Below are 17,289 nucleotides of genomic sequence, written 5' to 3'. Positions count from 1 at the left end.
CCTTTTGCGTTCGCCCCACGATTGCGGAAGTGCAGGGATTCTCAACGCCAAAAGTGCCACTCCGATCCGACGATCGACCCGTACGAGGGAGGACACGTCCATGAAACGGCTCGTCACGTCTCTGGGGCTGACCGCTTGCCTCGTCGGCCTCGTGTCGGCGGAAGAGGCCTTCGCCGCGGACCCGTCATCGAAGATCGACACGCCTCCGCGTAAGGTTGTCGTAGGGACGGCAATCTTCGGGACCTACGGCAAGTACCCCGGTCTCGAGGAACGGATCCAGGCGCTATGTGGCCTCGTCGACGAGATGGCCCGCCAGGCATCGGCCAAGTCGCCCGGGCACGGTTTGGACCTCGCCGTCTTGCCCGAGACGTCCGTCACCTCCAACGCCGGGGGGGCCTCGTCGCGAGCCATCCTGCTCGACGGGCCGGTCCGCGAGACGTTCCGCAAGTTGGCACAGTCCCATAAGACGTACATCGTGGTCCCGATGGATCTGACGGAGATTGGGCCCAAGGGACCGACGTATTCGAACGCGGCGGTCCTCTTCGACCGCAAGGGGGACATCGCCGGGGTCTATCGCAAAGCCCATCCCGTTGCCTTACTCGGGAGGAGCGACCTCGAAGGGGGAATTTCCCCCGGGCGCGAATTCCCGGTCTTCGCGTGCGACTTCGGGAAACTCGGGATCCAGATCTGCTGGGACATCAAGTACGACGACGGCTGGGACGCCCTCGGCAAGAACGGCGCGGAGATCGTCGTCTGGCCGACCGCGTCGCCCGCCACCGCCCAGCCCGCGGCGAGGGCCGGGGCCCATCGTTACTACATCGTCTCGAGTACCTGGCGTGAGGATGCCACCGTCTTCGAACCCACGGGCCTGATCGCCGCCCAGGTCGTGCCCCCCGGCCGAGTCCTCGTCCACGAGCTCGACCTGAGTTACGCGGTCCTCGGCTGGTCGCCTCCGCTCCAGAACGGGAAGGGACTGACCGAGAAATACGGGGACCGCGTCGGCTACCACTACGAACCGAGAGAGGACATCGGCCTCTTCTGGTCGAACGATCCGAAGACCACGATCGGTGCCATGATCCGATCTTTAGGGCTCGAGGAGATCGACGCCCAGGTCGAGCGGAATCGACGACTCCAGGATCAGGCCGCCGGCAATCAGGGCTCCTCGGCCGCGGACACCCCTCACACTCCCCGCTGACCCACCGAAAGCGGCCGGGCGTCACCCTGAAACGGGACCAACGACCGGCCGTCGACGCTTCTTCTCCATTGTACTCGTGAATCGGTCTAATTCGACCGATGCTCTCTGGACGAGCGAATTCGGAGTCGGTTCAATATTCGTTGGAGACGACCCGCCGAACGAGCCGCTTCGACGCCCTCGAGAGTTAGCGGCTCGGAGATATCTCGTCGCCTTGATGGCGGCCCCGCGCAAAGCCGAAGACCGACCAACCACGCCTCCCCTGGCCCTCGACCCAGGCCCACCATGAGACCTTTCCTCGCCGCCTTGTTCGTCGCGACGACGGTCGCCGTGCCCGCCCTGGCCATCAGCCCCGCCATCCGAGGGATCAGCCCCGTCGGCGGCCAGCGCGGCACGGACGTCACGGTCACCTTCACAGGCCAACGACTCACCGACGCCAAGGAGATCCTCTTCTATCAGCCGGGGATCACGGTCACGAAGATGGAGGTGGCCCAGAACGGCCAGCTCGCCGCCACCCTGAAGATCGCCCCCGACGCCACACTCGGGCTGCACGACTTTCGGCTCCGCACGGCGACCGGGATCAGCCCCTTGAAGACCTTCAGCGTCGGGGCACTCAAGGACGTGTCGGAGGTCGAACCGAACAACGAGTTCGCGAAGCCCCAGCCGATTGAGATGAACGTCACCGTGAATGGCATAGCCGACAACGAGGACGTCGACTACTACGCCGTGCCGGCGAAGAAAGGGGATCGGATCACCGCCGAGGTCGAGGGGATCCGCCTGGGCCTGATCCTCTTCGACCCCTATGTGGCGATCCTCGACGCCAAACGGTTCGAGCTCGCCTCCAGCGACGACTCGGCCCTGACCTGGCAAGACGGATTCGTTTCGATCGTCGCTCCGGCGGACGGCACGTACATCGTGATGACACGCGAGAGCGCCTACGCCGGGAACGCCAACTGCCTCTACCGACTCCACGTCGGCAACTTCCCGAGGCCAACGGCCACGATCCCCGCGGGGGGCAAGTTCGGTGAGGCCGTCGCGGTTCGCTGGATTGGCGACGTCCTCGGCGAACGGACGACGAACCTCACGCTCCCGGCCCACCCCGATCGCCGGTTCGGCCTGGTTGCCCATGACGAACGGGGGACTGCACCCTATCCCAACCTCTTCCGACTGAGCCCATTCGGCAACACGATCGAGGTCGAGCCCAACGATACTCCGGCCACCGCCTCGGCCTTCGTACCGCCCCTGGCCCTGAACGGGGTCATCGGGTCGGCGGAGGATGTCGACCATTACATTTTCAAAGCCACCAAAGGCCAGACCTTCGACGTCCACGTCCTCGCCCGACAGCTCCGGTCGCCGCTCGACTCCGTGCTCACGATCGCGGAGAGGAATGGTGGGCAAGTCGCGGGCAACGACGACAGTGGCGGGCCCGACAGTGCGATCCGATTCACGGCACCGAAGGACGGCGAGTTCGTGATCGCGGTGACCGACCACCTCAAGAAGGGCGGGCCCGACTACGCCTATCGCGTCGAGATCAGCGCGGTCGAGCCGAAGCTGATCCTGACCACGCCGAATGAATCCCTCCGCCGGGGGACCGGCACGATGGCCCTCGCCGTGCCTCGAGGGAACCGGCAGGCGATCCTCATCAATGCCGAGCGTGCGGACTTCGGCGGTGCCCTGTCCCTGGCCGCCTCGGGACTTCCCCCGGGCGTGACGTTCGAGGCCGACGCCATGAATCCCGGCTCGGCCGTCCAGCCCGTCCTCCTCGCCGCGACCGCCGACGCACCGATCGGCGCGACGCTGGCGACGGTCACCGGAAAACTCACCGACTCGACTCGACATGTGCCTTGCGAGTTCACCTCGACCGCCGAGTTGGTCCTCGGGCAAAACAACGTCCCCTTCTGGACGAGGACCGTCGAATCCCTCGCCGTTGCCGTGACGGAGGAGGCCCCTTTTACGATCGAGATCGTGGAACCCAAAGTCCCGCTTGTGCGGGGTGGGTCGATGGATCTCAAGGTGATCGCCAAGCGGAAGCCCGGCTTCACCGCCCCGATCGCCATTGCCTTGCCGTGGAACCCGCCCGGCGTCGCCTCGAAGGGGGGGATCGTCATCCTCGAGAAGCAGGATGAGGCCGTGATCCCGATCAATGCCAGCCCAGGCGCGGATCTCAAGACCTGGCGGATCCTCGTCAACGGGACCTACGTCGAGATCCCCACCACGCCGCCCCCCGCAACAGGCGTTGGCGGTCGCCAGCGCCGCGGGGCAGGTCGCTTGATGGTGTCCTCCCCGTTCGCGAAGCTGGCGGTCGCGTCCCAGTTCCTCGGCCTCGAACTCGCCGCCGTCAGCGTCGAGCGAGGGAGAGACGCGGCCCTCGGTGTGAAAATCAACAAGGCCGTCGATTTCGAGGGCGAGGCCAAGGTGACACTCATCGGCCTCCCCAATAAGGTCACCACCGACGTTGCGACGATCACCAAGGACTCCTCCGAGATCGTCTTCCGACTCAAGACCGACCCGACGTCCCCCGTGGGCGAGACCACGAGCCTCTTCTGCCAGGTGGTGATCATGAAGGACGGCCAACCCATCCTTCACAACCTCGGCAGTGGCCGGCTCCGCATCGACGCTGCACTGCCATCGACCAAGAGTTCGCCCGCCGCAAAACCGGTCGTCGCCTCGGCCGGGACGTCGACCACGAAGCCCCTCAGCCGCCTCGAGAAGCTGCGGTTCGAAAACCAGGAACGCACCAAGGCCGTCGTCAACGAAGGGACAAGGGCCCCTCAGGACCAGGGCGCCGTGCTCACCCCTCAACAACCCTGACCCGTATGCCTGCGGCTGGAACCCGGCGATTCCTTCGAAGTGGGCTTCTTGACACGATGGAATCCGGACCGCCCAACCGGCGTGGACAAGGCAGACCATGCGCGTCGATTCTCGTCGATCCATACGCGACGGCGAGGCAGGGGGCTGGTCGTCGATCGATTCGTCGTCCTTGAGAGATCACGGCCGAGTCGTTACCTTGAAAAATCATTCGGTCCCCGAGGAGGGTGGGGCCGGGAGCCAAGGCTCCCGCAGGATCGTCCTCCTCGGGAACCAGGCCTTCGAGCCGGGTTACGAGAACGCATTTTCCAAGGACGACGACGAACATGGCCAGACCCAGCGTTTACTTCGACATCGCCATCGACGGCAAGCCGGCCGGGCGGATCACCTTCGACCTGTTCGACGACGTGGTCCCCAAGACGGCCGAGAATTTTCGCGCCCTCTGCACTCACGAGAAGGGCTTCGGCTTCAAGGGCTCGAGCTTCCACCGCGTGATCCCCCAGTTCATGCTCCAGGGGGGCGACTTCACCAACCACAACGGCACGGGCGGTAAGTCGATCTACGGCAACAAGTTCAACGACGAAAACTTCCAGCTCAAGCACGACCGGCCCTTCCTGCTCTCGATGGCGAACGCCGGCCCGAACACGAATGGCTCGCAGTTCTTCATCACCACCGTCGTGACGAGCTGGCTCGACGGAAAGCACGTCGTCTTCGGCGAAGTGACCGACGGGTCCGACCTCGTCAAGACGATCGAGAGCCTCGGATCGGGCAGCGGCAAGACCCAGTCCAAGATCGTGATCGAAGACTGCGGTCAGCTTTGAGCCGACTCGCGGACTGAGTGAGATTCACCCGTCCGAGGTCTCGCCTCGGACGGGTCTCTCGCCGTCCACTCTCCCCGCTTACTAACAGTGCCTGGGAGATTCAATAGGGGCGGGCCTTCTCCTTACCGCCCGACCGCCAGCCACCAGGGAGACGGCTTCAATGGGAGATCGGCGATGAGCATAGGCGCGGCCGTTTCCGACGACATTTCCCCGGTCCTGACTCGTGAGCAACTGGAGCGACTCGAGCACTTCGGACAACGCAAGGGCGTCAAAGAAGGGGAGATCCTCTTCGACCAGGGGGACCAGGGGATTGATTTCTTCGTCGTCATCGAGGGCTTGCTCGAGGTCCTGCAGTACTCCGATGTGGGGATGAGGCCCGTCGTCCAGCACGGCCCCGGCCAGTTCAGCGGCGACCCGGCCACTCTGACCGGGCATGCGGCCGTGGTCCAATGCCGCGCGGCGGAAGACTCGCTGATTTTGAGGATCTCGCAAGAACGATTCCGCCGGATCGTCGTCGAGGATTCGGAACTCTCCGACCTGTTCCTCAAGACCTTCCTGGCACGCCGGACGGCCCTGATCGCCGGAGGCTTCGGTTCGATTAAGGTCGTCGGGTCACGCTATGCCCGCGACACCCATCGGATCCGCGAGTTCCTCTTTCGAAACAGCCAGCCGCACGTCTTCCTCGACGTGGAGCGTGACGATGGGGTCGCGACCCTGCTGGAAACGCTCCGGCTCAACGTCGACCAAACTCCGATCATCATCTGCTGCGAAGGCCACGTCCGGAAGAACCCGAGCGACTCGGAGCTGGCGAGGGCCCTCGGGTTCGACACCATCAACCAGTTCGAGTTGTACGACGTGGTCGTCGTGGGCGCTGGGCCCGCCGGCCTGGCCGCGTCGGTATATGCCGCATCCGAAGGGCTGTCGGTCACCACGATCGACACCGGCTCGCCCGGAGGTCAGGCGGGCACGAGCTCGAAGATCGAGAACTACCTCGGCTTTCCCACGGGGATCTCCGGCCAGGAGCTCACCCAGCGAGCCATCACCCAGGCCGTCAAGTTCGGCGCCAGGATGGCCAACCCCGTCGAGGCGGTCGCCCTCGAGAAGCGGGGAACTGACTACGAAATCCGGTTTGCCGACGGCCGACACGTCCGGGGCCGCTCCGTCGTCATCGCCAGCGGGGCGAAGTATCAGAGGCTGGAAGTCCCGGGCTCCGACACGTACGAGGGGAGTGGTCTCTACTACGGTGCCACCCCGATGGAGTCGGAGCTGTGCGCGGGGTGCGACGTCATCCTCGTCGGCGGCGGCAACTCGGCCGGGCAGGGTGCGGTCTACCTGTCGAAGCATGCCCGAAGCGTCCACATCCTGATCCGACGCCCGGATCTCGCCGAGACGATGTCGCGATACTTGATCCGTCGGATCGAGGAGACCCCGAACATCCACCTCCACCCGCGTTGCGAGATCACTCGGCTTTTCGGCGAAGACGGGAGACTCCAAGGCGCCGAGTTCGTCGACCGAGGACGCGGCGAGACCACGCGCATGGAGACCCCCGCCGTCTTCCTGTTCCTCGGGGCCAAGCCATGCACGTCGTGGCTCGAAGGGACGCTCGCCCTGGATGAGAAGGGTTTCATCAAGACCGGCCCCGACCTCAGCCCCGAAGACCTCGGCCTCGGCGGAGGCGACCCCGAGCGCCGACCCAGCCTTTTTGAAGGCAGCCTCCCCCGCGTCTACGCCGTTGGCGACGTCCGAGGAGGCTCGGTGAAGCGGGTCGCCTCCGCGGTCGGTGAAGGGTCGATTGTCGTCCAGTTCATTCACCGGGCACTCGGCGGCGAATAACCTGACATCCCGGGTGGAACCGAACGTTCGCCGTCGTGGTTAATCGACCACGACCACGACGGCGACGATCGACCTTCCAAAACGCTTTCCTTCCATCGATGCGAAAGATGTCGACCCCACACTGGAACGGTTCCGCTCATTGATGAGGGTTCCATCGATGGTCAAGATGAAACGGATCGGCATCCTCGGCGGCTCGAGCGACCAGGCGACCGCCGACTACTACCGTCGGATCAACAAAGTCGTGAATGACCGCCTCGGGGGATGGAACACCGCCGAGCTGATCATGACCTCGATGAACTTCGCCTTCAGCGCCGACTGCGTACGACATGAGCGCTGGGACGCGATGGGAGAGTACCTCGCCGACCGCGCCGCTGCGCTGGAGAAGGGGGGGGCCGACCTCCTGATCTGCGTCTCGAACACGCTCCACCGAGTCGCCGACACATTCATGGCCGGGCGAAATATCCCGTTCCTGCACATCGTCGACCCGACGGCCGAGGCCATCCGCAAGGCGGGCCTCGACCGCGTGGCGCTGCTCGGAACACGACCGGTGATGGCGACCGACTTCCTCAAGCGTCGCTACCTCGAAAACTTCGGGATCGACATCCTGGTCCCCGAGGACGATGAGCAGGAACTAATCGACCGCATCATCTTCGACGAGCTCTGCCGGGGCCAGTTCACCTCGCTCGCCAAGACGGCCTACCTCGAGATCGTCGACCGGATCCGCAAGCAAGGGGCGGAAGGCGTCATCCTCGGCTGCACCGAGATTCCTCTCCTCATCGGTCAGGCCGATCGGCCCGACCTGCCGATGTTCGATACGACGGGCCTCCATGTCGACGCTGCCGTCGGCCAGGCTCTTGAGGGCGTCGAGACCCCCGGCTTCTGATGCGAATAGGGATCCGATCCGATGATCATCATCCCCACAGGGACCGATGCGCCCATTTACCACTGGCCCTACGCCACCGTCGGATTAATCCTCATCAATATCGCGTTGTTTATTGTCGTGCCTCCCCCGTCGAGCATCCCCAGGCTCGACGATGGCGAGGATGAAGCCATCGCGAAAGCCGTCCAGTCGAACTTCGGCAAATACAGCCTCACGATCGGCGACGGCCACCTCGACCCTAAACAGTGGGTTACGCACAACTTCCTGCACGATGGGATCGGCCAACTCCTCGGCAATATTCTCTTCATCTGGGCCTTCGGGATTGTCGTCGAGGGGAAGCTCGGGATCTTCAAGTATTTGCTGGTGTACCTCTCGATCGGGACCTTGCACGGCCTATTCCTCCAGCTACTCATGCCGCGTTCGGACATGATTTCACACCTGGCGGGGGCTTCGGCGGTTGTCTACGGGCTGCTGGCCGCGTGCATGGTCTGGGCGCCGAGGAATGAGCTGAGCTGCCTCGTGATCATCCTCGTGGGACTGCGAGGGATCACCCGACATTGCGAGTTCTACTTCACGACGGTGGCCTTGTTCTACGTCGGGGGGCAGGTCTTAACCCTCGTGTTCTGGCACGTTCCCGGGGAGTTGTTCATGTCCTCGGAGTTGGCTCACCTCTCCGGTGCGTTCTGGGGGGCCGCCCTATCCTTGGCATTGCTCAAGCTCAAGCTAGTGGACTGCGAAGGTTGGGACATCCTTTCGCTCTGGTCCAAGAACCGTGACCTGGCTCGAGACTGGAAGGCGCGAGGCGATCGGCAAGAGCGTTCGGCCAACGCGCTTCGCACAAGCGTGAAGAACACGATAAAAGCGAAGGCCGCGAAGCGAGACCGGAACACCGAGGAGGACGCCGATTCCGAGGCCCGTCGCGACGCCGCGATTCAGAAGGTCCAGACCTTGATCGAGAGAGGGGACCTCGCGGGGGCCGCGACGGCGTACGACAAGTCCGCACGGACGTTGGTGAACTGGCCTCCCCAGCCCGCGCTCCTCGCGATGATCAAGGCGCTCCAGGCCCGAGGCGCCGAGGTCGAGTCCGTCCGCATGATGCGTGACCACTGCCGATACTACCCCGCGGCATCGACCCGGCTCCGTCTGAAGCTGGCGCAGGTCCTCACGAAGAACTGCCAGCGCCCCGCCGCGGCCCTCAAAGTCCTCAACGAAATCCCGCCCGGCTCACTCGATGGCGAACTCGAAGTCTTCCGGAAGAAGCTCGCCCTCCAGGCGACTCAGATGTGCGAAGACGGGGTCCTCGAGCTCGAGGGCGACGACTGACGAATCCTGATCTCAGAGCCAGCTCGATCAATCTCGGCAACTCGACATCCGGATAGGAGAGGACGGCAGAGCACGATCCGCCGATGACGCAGATTGGGACAGATGAAATTCAAAATTTTCGAAATTTCATCTGTGTCAATCTGCGTCATCTGTGGATAGATCCGCTTCTTCTTAACCGCCTCGTCAACGACGATCGCCAAGGTTTCGGAGCACCTCGAACGGGGGCTCCCAGGAATCCTTGCCGTACTCGCGTGTCGTGAAGAAGTTGAAGAGGTAGATTCCGTCGGCACCGTCCGCCAGGAGATGACGTGCGTTCCGGCGATAGTCATCGGCCTTGAGGTACTGCTCCTTTTTGCCGCCGACCGTGCATTCGATCCCGCCATAGACCGGGAACTTGCCCAGGGCGGTTTTCCAAGGTCGAATCGAGAGATCTTCGCGGTTGTGAAGAAACTCCGAGACCGTGACGAAGTCGACCAAGCCGTTTTGCACCCAGGCGGCGATGTCGCAGCCCACCTCGCGGCTACTTTCGAGGCTCGGAGGAGTGCGCCCGTAGTTCGACGGGACACGAACTCCTAAGACGAGCCGACGTCGGCGATTTCGGCCGAGTTTCGTCACCACATCGCGGACCTGCCCCATCAGGGCATTCATCGCCTTGATCCGCTCCTCGGTGGACCCGCCTTCGAAGAACGTGGGGAAGCGGTTGAAGTCGAGCTCGATGCCATCACAGTCGTAACGCCGAAGGCTCTCTTCGATCAATCGGAAAACATAATTTCGTACGGGTTCCTTCGCGAAATTGAGGGCTCCTTCACCGAGTCGACAGTCCGGGTGGTCGAGCCAGAATCGCGTCTTCAGGAAGTCGTTGCCATGGTTGTCGTTCATCCGGAACGAGACGAGGGCTTCCCGGCCTCGCTTTCGCGCCTCCGTAATGATCACCGAATAGGGATCAACTCCCGCGTCGAAGAAGCGGCGAAGGTTTTCGTACCGTTGGCGTTCGGAGGCAGGCCAACGCGATCGCTCCTCGGCCGTCGCGAGCGTCCCGCGCATCGTGCCGACTCGGCTCGGGTAATACGTCACCTGGGCATTCACGCAGAGCAAGATCGTGTCGACCTGGCTCCCCTCGTAGGCAACCTCATCGACCAGCCGGATCAAATCCTCGCGGGTAATGGCGACCGGACCAAGCCCCCCGGCCTTGGTGGTCATGCAGGAGTCGCCGTCGAGGTTGTAAAGGACGCGCCTTTCTCGTTCGTCGGCCTCGACCGTCATCCCGATGAGGAGTAGTCCAACGAAGAGGCCAAGCCTGGTCGAAGCTGCATGCGTCACGATGAACCTCACTGCGGGTTTCCATGATCATCCCAAACGGCGACAGAGCCTCGCCCCGGCCTGCCGGCCTTGCGAGAATTATGTACGCGACTCCTCCGCAATTGAAGGCCGAGGCGTATGGCCGTCATCCAATAGGGTCAGACGCCGGCGGACGGAAGACAAGGCCTGGAACCCCTCGAGGGATGAACGATGCCACGTAGTCTCGCCGTGTTGATGGTACTGACGTCGATGATGGTCACGAACGGTACGGCGGCAGAACCGTTGAAGGTGGGCGTGTTCGCCGTCGACGCCTCGCCGCCGATCGGCAGCCCGCTCGCCTATGATCCGACCAGAGGTGTTGCCCATCCGCTCAGTTGCCGGGGCGTCGTCCTCATCGGCGAGGGAAAGCCGGTCGTCCTCTGTGCAATCGACTGGATCGGCGTCGCCAACGACGGCCAGACCGAATTCCGCAAGGCGCTCGCCGAGGCCGCGGGAACCGTCCCCGGCCGCGTCGCCGTTCATGCGCTCCACCAACACGACGCCCCGGGCTGCGACTTCACCACCGAGAGATTGCTCGCCCAGTATGGGATCAACCGCGAGGTCTTCGACACCACGTTTGCCCGTGACGTCATCACCCGGGCCGCGGCCGCCGTCCGCCTGGCCTCTGAGAAGGCCCGTCCTATCACCCATGTCGGGGTCGGCCAGGGAGAGGTCGAAAAGGTCGCATCGAACCGGAGGATCCTCGGTCCTGACGGCAAGGTCCAGTACATCCGTTGGACCGCCTGCACCGAGCCGGAGGCGAGGGACGCCCCCGTCGGGACGATCGACCCGATGGTCAAGTTGATTAGCTTCTGGGACGGAGAAACGCCGATCGCCGCCCTGACCTATTATGCGACCCATCCCCAGAGCTACTACCGCACGGGCCTCGCCAATCCCGACTTTCCCGGGATGGCTCGAGACCAACGCGAGGCGGCCACCAAGATCCCGCACATCCATTTCAATGGAGCGGGGGGCAACATCGGGGCCGGGAAATGGAATGACGGCTCGCCCGGGAACCGGCAAGTCCTCGCCGACCGTGTCGCCGAAGGCATGGCCAAAGCGTGGAAGGCGACGGTCAAGTCTCCGATCTCGGCCAACGACCTCGCATGGGGATCCGTCCCGGTCGCCCTGCCGCGGGCGCCTCATCTCGACGAGTCGAGACTGAAAGCGACTCTCGAGGATGCTTCCAAGCCGGTCGCCGCGCGGTCCGACGCGGCCACCGAGCTCGTTTGGCTCCGGCGCTGCCTCGCCGGTGACACGATCGACGTCACGTGCCTCCACCTGGGCAAGGCTCGGATCTTGCACCTGCCCGGCGAGTTGTTCGTCGAATACCAACTCGCCGCGCAGGCGATGCGGCCCGACCTCTTCGTCGCGATGGCCGCCTACGGCGAATACGCCCCCGGCTACATCGGGACGGAAGTGGCCTACCCCCAGGGCGGCTACGAGACCAGCCCAGGCGCGTCTCTCGTCGCCCCCAGCGTCGAGCGGGTTCTCATGGACGCGATTGGCAAGCTTCTGAAGTAAGAACCTCTTCGGAGACAGCGCCCCGGCTTTCGCGAACGTTCAATGTGCCTGCCATGGCCGTTCCTGGAGCCACTCGCGAAAGATCTCGGCCGCGGGTCGACTGTCGCCCGGAGCCCGATCGATCAGGGTCAAGTCCTGGGCACGGACCAGGCGGCGGATCCGCTCATCTTCGGCCGACTTCGTCGGGTCGGGGGCGACCACGGACGGGTGGACGACGACGCAGTCCCATCCGCCCAACCCGAAGTTCAAGGACCAGTTCATGACCCATGCGTAACTGTGGATAAATGACTCGTCCGAGTCGGCCTTGGCCTCTCGAGGAACAGCCAGGACGACGAGGTCGGGGGCGAGGGGCCGGACACGGGCCTTGGCGTCGGCCTCGACTTCCGCGAGCGACTTCTTGTCGACGCTCCAGGGCGTGATCTCAACCTTGGCCTCAGGAACCGCATCCTTGAAATCCGCGACGATCTGAGCGTCGAACGGCGACATGGCGAGGATCCGAACGGGCTGGTGTTCCGCGATCCTCGCCGCGACGCGAGGGAGGACCGGGGTCGGAGGGGGGACGTCGTCGAGCGAGACGCTTTGCCCCGTGATCGTTCGGGCCAGCAACTCCGCCATACGCTTATGTCCGTCCATATTCGGGTGGACTTCGTCGCTCATCGTCATCCGCCAGGCGAGCGGGTCGCGGGCACGTTGCGCCTCGAGCTCGGTGTAGAAGTCGCAGACCGGCACGTCCAGGCGACGACCGGCTTCGCGGGTTTCCTGGCAGCAGAGTCGAACTTTCTCCGCGGCCGGCCCCTGGCTTGTGATCACATTATTTGTCGTGCATAGGAGCACGTCCGCGCCGGAGGCGCGACACTTGGTGACGATCACCGCGAGGTTCTTGCGAAACTCGTCGATCGGCAGGCGGGCGGCGTCGTTCAGGCCGAACGCGACCGTCACGAGCGTCGGCTTGTGGGCGAGGACGTCGCGGTCGATACGGGACAGACCGTCCTGCGTCGTGTTGCCGCTGATTCCCGCGTTGATCGTCGTGAGATCGGCGTCGGGAAGGATCCGCCGCAGGGCGATCCCGAGCATATCCGTATAGGCCCGACGCCCCCCGGTGTGGTAGTAGACGCCGGTCACGCTGTCGCCGAAGCAGACCACCCGCACGGGCTTCTTGGCCTCGAGGGTCTTCCTCAACGCGGAGTTCGTCGAGACTTGCGCCGGCGGCTGGAGTGAGGCGAGGAGCACCGGGAGCATGAGGTCCGCCATCTCGCGGTGCCCTCGAGGATTCGGATGGCACCCATCCGTCATCCAGTCCCGGAGCGCCTGTCCTTTCGCTTCTGCCTCGGTCCAGTGAGCAAAGTGGTCGACGAGCGGCACGCGTGCGTCCTTCGCCACCTCGCGACAGGCGTCCATGAAGGGGATGAGAGGACCGTTCGGGTTCTGGCCTCGGCCGTCGGTGGCATCCGGCGCCCAACGGGGTTCGGTCATCAGGACCGGGACGATGTTCTGCTGGCGCAGGTCGGCGACGATCGTCTTCAGATTCTTCCGGAACTCCTCCACGGTGATCCGACTCGCAGACTTTCCGGGATCGACATAACTATCATTCGTCCCGTACATGATCGTGACGATTCGAGGATGGGTGTCGAGCACCGACTTGAGCCGCCGGACCGACTCGTCGGTCCTCTCGCCACCGATCCCCATGTTGATCGCCTGGACCTTGAGGCCTTTCGCCTTGAGCTGGCGCTCGACGAGCGCCGTGAACGTCTCCTCGGGGAGGACGCCGGCCCGCACCCCTTTGGTGATCGAGTCACCAAGGGTCACGAGCGTCGGCGACTCGTCCTTCAATACGTCGGCCCTGGCGATCGAAGTCGCCAAAATGGCGACCAGGTAAACGAACAATCGTCGATCCGGCATCAGCGATTCTCCTCTCTCGAGTCCGCACGTCGGCGGGGTTAGGGCCCGACTCTATCACCTCGAAATCCACCTCGCGACCCCGCGGAGGGGAGACTTTTCGGGGGATGGCGCAGGCAATTCGTGTGGGTTTACTTCAAGGGACGGGTCTGGGATAGTCATGCGTCACCGCTACCAGCTTGAACGACGAGCATGGCTCGACGAGCGTCCTCCCGCGAAATCGGAGGCGGCCCTCGCCGTGGTCGGCTGCGCGGTCGAACCGATGGGTCGAGTCCCGACTCCCCCGAAAACGAGGAGATGATCATGAACCGTTCCCTTGTGTGCTCGGTACTGACCACACTGATCGCGGTCGGGATGGCCGACGTCGTCGTCGCCGACGACATCGTGCCGCCCGGCGCGACGTTGGAGTTGATCTATACGAGAACCGTGCCCATCAAAGGAGGGCTGACGGAAGGGGTTGCCGCGGCCCCCGATGGGACGATGTACTTCTCCGAGATCCTCCTGGGTGAGGACAAGGGGATGATCATGCATTTCGACCCGAAGACGAAGATGACCTCCGTCTTCGCGAAAGACAGCCACAAATCCAACGGGCTGATGTTCGACGCGAACGGCTCGCTTCTCGCCTGCGAGGGTTCCGACCACGGGGGACGTTGTGTCGCGCGTTGGGACGTCAAAACGGGTCGGCGAGAAGTCGTCGCCGACCGTTACGAGGGCAAGCGGTTCAACGCCTGCAATGACCTTTGCATCGACGAGCAAGGGCGTATCTATTTCACCGACCCCCGCTATCTCGGCACCGAGCCCCGCGAGTTGAAATATCGCGCCGTCTACCGGATCGATAAGGACGGCACCGTCGTCGAGATCACCCACGACGTCGAGAAGCCGAACGGCATCGCCATCAGCCCCGATCAGAAGACCCTCTACGTCGCCGACCACAATAACGGCGTCGATCGGATCGACCCGACCGCACCGGCCCCCAAGAAGGGTGCGATGAAGGTTTATGCGTTTCCGCTCGGCTCCGACGGGCTCGTCAACGGCCCCAGGAGGACGCTCATCGACTTCGGCGACGAGGAAGGGAGTGACGGGATGACCGTGGACACCGAGGGGCGACTCTACCTCGCCTCGCGACGACCGAGCCGCCCCGGGATCCTCGTGCTCGACCCGGCCGGGCGGGAAGTGGCCTTCATCAAGACCGGCTCCCCTCAGGGTGGTGCCCGCGAGGTCAAGGGTAACCCGAGCAACGTCGACTTCGGGATCGGCGACGACAAGAACCTCCTCTACCTCACCGTCGACACCAGCGTCTACAGGATCCGGCTCAACGCCACGGGCTACCACATACCCTGGGCCTCGAAGTAGCTCCAGGTTTCGGGAACCTGGCGCCGGAAATGACGCCAGGTTCGGTGGCAAAAACCTCAGTCCTGCCAGAACGTCGGGACGGTCGGGGCATGGTAGCGGACCGCGAGGTGGGGCGTCGGCATGCGAACCTGACCGGTGGCGAGAGACTCGACGCACGCGGCGACGAGACCGGTCGTCAGCAGGGTTCGCTCGATCGGGTACGGGGTCTTGCCGGTCAGGAACATCTGCTCGGCGCCGTTCATGAGCGCGGCCGAGTAGACGACGTTCGGGTTCGGCGGGAGATAGAAGAGGGTCGAGAGCGGTTCGGGCTTGTCCTTGAGTTTGGCGGCGAAGGTGAAGTCTTTCACGAGGCCATTCATCAAGAACATCGTGGACTTCAGGCCGTCGGCGTACTCGATCCGGTAGGCGACGGGTTCCTTGACCCACTCGCGAATCTGCTCCGGAGTCGGGTAGCGGTCGCTATAAGTTGGGGGTTGGGCGAGCGTCTGGCTACGGGAAAGGCAGGCTTCCCAGAGTTTCGGATCCCAGCCTCCCGCCGCCCATGAGCCGGCACTCATCGCCTTCCAGACCGAATCTCCACGCAGACCTTGCACCGCGACCACGCCGGTCTCGCCGCCGCGTCGGCGTTCCGCCATGCACTGGATGGTCTCGAGCGCGTGGAAGTCGTAGACGTCGACCGGACCGTTCGCGAGACACATGACCTCTTCGAGGACCGCTCCCTCAGGCATGTCGATCGAAGGCATTCGCCAGGTGTGGGGCAACGACGAACCGGCCAGGAACGGGAAATTCATCGCCTTGGACGCATCGACCATCTCCTTGGCCCAATCCCACTTCCATGACAGATGCTTGTCGTTGAAGACGGGAGCCGTCCGGCCATCTTGCTTGTACACGTCGACGATCTGCCTGAAAAACTCGTAGCGCGGGTACATGTTCTGCCCGAAAGCAGATTTCGGGTACTTGCCGTGTTCCCCGATGACAAGCACCGCGTCGACGGCGAGCGACTTCCCCCCGCAACGAAGTGCCTCCGCAATCGTGGGATAGATGGTGAATCCGAATTCCTTGGCCCGGCCCCGACTCAGATCCTTCTCCGGGAACTGGTCGACGTACGCCGAGACAACCTCCAACTCGGGCGTATGCCACTTGCCTCGGAGTGGGTAACCGACGAGGAACCGCTCGGCCATATGCCAGGCGTGCGACTCGTACCGCCACTCGGTCGTGACGACCGCTATCTTCTTGCGACCCGATGGGCGAGGCTCGAGAGCCCCCGCCGACAGGGGGACCAGCATCGCGGCGCTCGCGGTCGTGAGAAAATCTCGTCGCGTGATCATAGGTGGGCCTCTCTCGTCGGTCGTCGACGGCGGGTGGGTCTGCAGGCGGGAGCAGCGTACGTCGAACTCGAGGCACGAAGGCCCGAAGTCGTCCGGCCGGCTCATCGAGCGGTAGTGGCAATGCCCATGGGTCAACCGAGGGCCGATGATGGTCGACCCCCTGCCGGGTTTGCTTGATTCGCAGTATAGCGGGCAAGTCCCACTCAGATAACAGCCCGCCGCGACCTCGTTGAAAAAACGTAGGGCCGAGTTTCTTCGGTCGGCAAGCCTCGCAGAACCAAACAAAGCACCGGTGCTCGGAAGATCCGGCGAGATCCAGATCTATCACGGTCCAATGCTCGAGGAGGTGGACCGATGGCCGACAGTGCCCTCATCTACGTGGGAATCCTGGTCTCCGTCGCGTATCTCTTGGCCAAGTACTTCGAGCATGCGAGCGGAAGAAAACGCTCGGCGACGACCCAGGTGCGTCGAGGTGTCGGGAACGCATTACTTGGTTTGCAAGGATTCGTCGAACCGTCCGTCGAGTACATCGTCCAGGCTCAAAACGTCGAGCAGAAGGACGAAGAGGGTGATGATGGCGACGGAGGCGACGAGGCGGAGATCCGTTCGGATCTCGGCACGGCGCTGGAGCGTACGCCCGTCGACCTCGAGGAAGTCCGGCGACACCTGGCCGCGGCCTCGCGGCTCGGCCTCGAGTGGAAGGCCGTCTTCGAAGATGCCGTCGCGGCCGAGGTTCAGAAATGCCCCTACCGGTCGCCGTCCATGCCCCCGGTCTGGCGAGTGGCCCCCCGAGAATGAGCGTGACTCCAAGGAGTCGTTGCTTGTCTCGAAGCCGATCTGATTCTCCAGAACAACGACTCGCCTCCTAGAGCGACTAACATGTGATGTGGCTGGCACAAGGCCCGACGTGTCGCTTGACCCGAGAGCGGAGGCGGAAACGGGGACTGGCTCCGCAGCGAAGCGCGGGTGCCAGCCCCCGCTTCCGCCGCAGCG

The 17,289-nt window shown here is 63.9% G+C and carries 12 protein-coding genes; 9 read left to right on the top strand and 3 right to left on the bottom strand.

Annotated features, from left to right (window positions below; translation table 11 throughout):
- Positions 1-100 precede the first annotated feature (100 nt).
- The 6 genes from ACYOEI_RS11585 to ACYOEI_RS11560 all read left to right on the top strand — a co-directional run bounded on the left by ACYOEI_RS11585 (position 101) and on the right by ACYOEI_RS11560 (position 8,857).
- A complete protein-coding gene (locus tag ACYOEI_RS11585; protein WP_462849658.1) occupies positions 101-1,195 on the top strand; it encodes a carbon-nitrogen hydrolase family protein in 1,095 nt (364 codons plus the stop codon).
- A gap of 282 nt (positions 1,196-1,477) precedes the next feature.
- A complete protein-coding gene (locus ACYOEI_RS11580) occupies positions 1,478-4,003 on the top strand; it encodes a PPC domain-containing protein (protein WP_462849657.1) in 2,526 nt (841 codons plus the stop codon).
- A gap of 323 nt (positions 4,004-4,326) precedes the next feature.
- A complete protein-coding gene (locus ACYOEI_RS11575) occupies positions 4,327-4,821 on the top strand; it encodes a peptidylprolyl isomerase (protein WP_462849655.1) in 495 nt (164 codons plus the stop codon).
- Between the two features lie 174 nt (positions 4,822-4,995).
- On the top strand, positions 4,996-6,654 hold the full coding sequence (locus ACYOEI_RS11570; RefSeq protein WP_462849653.1) for an FAD-dependent oxidoreductase: 1,659 nt from the start codon (positions 4,996-4,998) through the stop codon (positions 6,652-6,654).
- A gap of 157 nt (positions 6,655-6,811) precedes the next feature.
- Positions 6,812-7,537, top strand: coding sequence for an aspartate/glutamate racemase family protein (locus tag ACYOEI_RS11565; protein WP_462849652.1), 726 nt, complete (start codon positions 6,812-6,814; stop codon positions 7,535-7,537).
- Between the two features lie 21 nt (positions 7,538-7,558).
- Positions 7,559-8,857: a rhomboid family intramembrane serine protease gene (locus ACYOEI_RS11560; RefSeq protein WP_462849651.1), complete on the top strand. Its 1,299-nt coding sequence runs from the start codon at positions 7,559-7,561 to the stop codon at positions 8,855-8,857.
- 183 nt (positions 8,858-9,040) lie between these two features.
- Here the strand turns inward: ACYOEI_RS11560 and ACYOEI_RS11555 are convergent, their stop codons facing one another.
- Entirely contained in the window at positions 9,041-10,177 is a 1,137-nt protein-coding gene (locus ACYOEI_RS11555) for a glycoside hydrolase family protein (RefSeq protein WP_462849650.1), read from the bottom strand.
- Between the two features lie 189 nt (positions 10,178-10,366).
- On the opposite strand from ACYOEI_RS11555, the gene ACYOEI_RS11550 reads away from it, so the two are divergent.
- On the top strand, positions 10,367-11,719 hold the full coding sequence (locus ACYOEI_RS11550; RefSeq protein ID WP_462849649.1) for a hypothetical protein: 1,353 nt from the start codon (positions 10,367-10,369) through the stop codon (positions 11,717-11,719).
- Between the two features lie 39 nt (positions 11,720-11,758).
- On the opposite strand, the gene ACYOEI_RS11545 is transcribed toward ACYOEI_RS11550, so the two are convergent.
- The gene (locus ACYOEI_RS11545; RefSeq protein WP_462849648.1) at positions 11,759-13,618 is read right to left on the bottom strand and encodes an SGNH/GDSL hydrolase family protein; all 1,860 of its coding nucleotides are present in this window, start codon (positions 13,616-13,618) and stop codon (positions 11,759-11,761) included.
- 300 nt (positions 13,619-13,918) lie between these two features.
- Here ACYOEI_RS11545 and ACYOEI_RS11540 point away from each other — a divergent pair, with 300 nt between their 5' ends.
- Complete coding sequence (locus tag ACYOEI_RS11540; RefSeq protein ID WP_462849647.1) at positions 13,919-14,968, top strand: SMP-30/gluconolactonase/LRE family protein; 1,050 nt, start codon at positions 13,919-13,921, stop codon at positions 14,966-14,968.
- 56 nt (positions 14,969-15,024) lie between these two features.
- On the opposite strand, the gene ACYOEI_RS11535 is transcribed toward ACYOEI_RS11540, so the two are convergent.
- Positions 15,025-16,296: a hypothetical protein gene (locus tag ACYOEI_RS11535; protein WP_462849646.1), complete on the bottom strand. Its 1,272-nt coding sequence runs from the start codon at positions 16,294-16,296 to the stop codon at positions 15,025-15,027.
- A gap of 354 nt (positions 16,297-16,650) precedes the next feature.
- On the opposite strand from ACYOEI_RS11535, the gene ACYOEI_RS11530 reads away from it, so the two are divergent.
- Positions 16,651-17,094, top strand: coding sequence for a hypothetical protein (locus ACYOEI_RS11530; protein WP_462849645.1), 444 nt, complete (start codon positions 16,651-16,653; stop codon positions 17,092-17,094).
- Positions 17,095-17,289: the final 195 nt, after the last annotated feature.

This window comes from Singulisphaera rosea, assembly GCF_054877945.1.
Note: the sequence above shows the minus strand (reverse complement) of the source record. Positions and strands in the feature narration are given on the sequence as shown.

Coding starts and splice junctions, on each gene's coding strand:
- ACYOEI_RS11540 (WP_462849647.1), top strand. CDS start 13,919: ATGAACCGTTCCCTTGTGTGCTCGGTACTGACCACACTGATCGCGGTC.
- ACYOEI_RS11580 (WP_462849657.1), top strand. CDS start 1,478: ATGAGACCTTTCCTCGCCGCCTTGTTCGTCGCGACGACGGTCGCCGTG.
- ACYOEI_RS11585 (WP_462849658.1), top strand. CDS start 101: ATGAAACGGCTCGTCACGTCTCTGGGGCTGACCGCTTGCCTCGTCGGC.
- ACYOEI_RS11535 (WP_462849646.1), bottom strand. CDS start 16,296: ATGATCACGCGACGAGATTTTCTCACGACCGCGAGCGCCGCGATGCTG.
- ACYOEI_RS11560 (WP_462849651.1), top strand. CDS start 7,559: ATGATCATCATCCCCACAGGGACCGATGCGCCCATTTACCACTGGCCC.
- ACYOEI_RS11530 (WP_462849645.1), top strand. CDS start 16,651: ATGGCCGACAGTGCCCTCATCTACGTGGGAATCCTGGTCTCCGTCGCG.
- ACYOEI_RS11565 (WP_462849652.1), top strand. CDS start 6,812: ATGGTCAAGATGAAACGGATCGGCATCCTCGGCGGCTCGAGCGACCAG.
- ACYOEI_RS11570 (WP_462849653.1), top strand. CDS start 4,996: ATGAGCATAGGCGCGGCCGTTTCCGACGACATTTCCCCGGTCCTGACT.
- ACYOEI_RS11545 (WP_462849648.1), bottom strand. CDS start 13,618: ATGCCGGATCGACGATTGTTCGTTTACCTGGTCGCCATTTTGGCGACT.
- ACYOEI_RS11550 (WP_462849649.1), top strand. CDS start 10,367: ATGCCACGTAGTCTCGCCGTGTTGATGGTACTGACGTCGATGATGGTC.
- ACYOEI_RS11575 (WP_462849655.1), top strand. CDS start 4,327: ATGGCCAGACCCAGCGTTTACTTCGACATCGCCATCGACGGCAAGCCG.